The 1,880-nt window shown below is 29.5% G+C and carries 2 protein-coding genes; both read right to left on the bottom strand.

Annotation, left to right across the window (positions count from 1 at the left end):
• Positions 1-225: 225 nt before the first annotated feature.
• Entirely contained in the window at positions 226-624 is a 399-nt protein-coding gene (locus Q0138_RS08045) for a CBS domain-containing protein (protein WP_297983159.1), read from the bottom strand.
• Positions 599-1,516, bottom strand: coding sequence for a 2-phosphoglycerate kinase (locus Q0138_RS08040; RefSeq protein ID WP_297983157.1), 918 nt, complete (start codon positions 1,514-1,516; stop codon positions 599-601). The genes Q0138_RS08045 and Q0138_RS08040 overlap by 26 nt, the downstream gene beginning before the upstream one ends.
• Positions 1,517-1,880: the final 364 nt, after the last annotated feature.

The raw sequence follows: 1,880 nt of genomic DNA, 5'->3' as shown, positions 1-1,880 counted from the left end.
GAATTAAAAATAAAAAAAGAATTAAAATAATTAGAATTAAAATCAAAGAAAAATTTAAATTAAAAAAAGAATTTAAAGAATTTAAATTAAAAAAAAGAATTTAAAGAATTTAAATTAAATAAAAATTTAAATTAAAAAAAGAATTTAAATCAAATAAAAACCACAAAAAGAATTAAAAGAAGCTAAAAAATTAAATCAGAATAACTATAGAACCAAGCACTATAATTATTCCTTAAAGATCTTAATTATGTCTCCGTCGGAGATAATGCCAACCAGTTCACCATCTTCAACTACAGGCAATTGGTTAATAATACTGTCACCTGGAGCATTTTCAAACATTACATCAATAGCTTCCTTAACAGTGCATTCAGGATTTACGCAAGCCACATCAGTAACCATAACGCTTTTGACCCTAGTTCCAAATTGATACTTGTCTAAAATCAGGTTATGACCTAAATCTGTTGCAGTAACAATTCCAACCATCTTGCCGTCTTCCATAACAGGCATTGCACTTATTTTATGTTTCATCAGTTTTTCAAATGCAAAAACAGTTTGTTCATCCGAATCAACTGTCAATACATCTGATGTCATTAGATCCTTAACTTTTATCTTGTTTATCATCATTAATTCCTCCATAAGATTTTGTAATTGTTTCAAGAATATAATCAATTGTTGTAGCTACCTCAATATTATCAATTATAGGCACTCCTTCTGTTTTAGCTTGGTTTACTATATATCTTTGTGTTTTACGAATTGAATGGAAATTATCCAAATACCTTTGCAAAGGTCTGCTGTTCCATTCATCACGACAACGTGAGTGGAATCTGTCCTTATGCATGCCCTCATCACTTAAAAACATTGAAAACATCAATATATTGTCCTTTTCCATCAAATCATCCCGGATAAAACCTGGAACAATATGAACTCCCTCTATAACAATACTTATTCCCTCTGTCAATGCCCTTTCTATAACTGCCTCAACACCTACACTGACTGTTGCAACCTGTTCCTTAAAACCGGCCAATACAAAGTCAAATTCTGGAGGGGGAGCCACCCTCATTAATTTATGAGCGGCAAATGAAGAGGAATGAATTACAGGACTTAAATCCTTTGATACAATTTTACGCATCACTTCCCTAATCATATCAGTACTTATCATACTTTTAATACCTAAACGGCTTGCAAGCTCAAAGGCGATTGAGGAAGTACCTACACCTGAAGCTCCTCCAATCAATATGATTAAAGGATCTTTACATTTTTTAATTTTTCTCCAATTCAAATACTTTTCAGCTCTTAATGGGTCTTTTGATTTTAAAATGTTTGATGCAATATCCGCTATCTCATCAGTAGTGACTTCTGTAAGATTTTGTCTTAAAATCTCCTCTTCCACTTCTGTAGCAATTGCATAAGCCCTTGTAGGGGTTAATTCCACAATAATAAGTGATCTTGAAAGAATTCCTTTTGAGAAAGGTTCAGTATATTCTTTTCCATTAACTTCTCCACGAACCATTATCATAATATCACCACATTCGATTAATGTTAACGAGTTTTCCCTTTAAATCAATTATATCGAAATTCAACCAATAAATACTTAATTTATTAAAAACACCCAATCATATATTTTGTATTTAATGCTCTTAAAAGTCTTTAAATAAGTAAAAAAGCATTAAACAACAATAACAACTAAAATATAATTTAAACTTATATTTAATCAATAATAATATATAAATCTTACATTTAATAAAGTTTTATATTTGATTTTTTTAAATAAAAATTAAATTAAAATTAAATTTTGTTTAAATAAACTTATTAAAAAAACTTAAGTGATTAAAATTGGTTTCAAAAGATCGGAAGAGCACACGTCTGAACTCCAGTCACGA

Origin of the sequence: uncultured Methanobrevibacter sp., assembly GCF_937906425.1 — an archaeon.
Lineage (GTDB): Archaea > Methanobacteriota > Methanobacteria > Methanobacteriales > Methanobacteriaceae > Methanobrevibacter.
The sequence above is the reverse complement of the archived record's forward strand: the minus strand, read 5'-3'. Positions and strand labels throughout refer to the sequence as shown.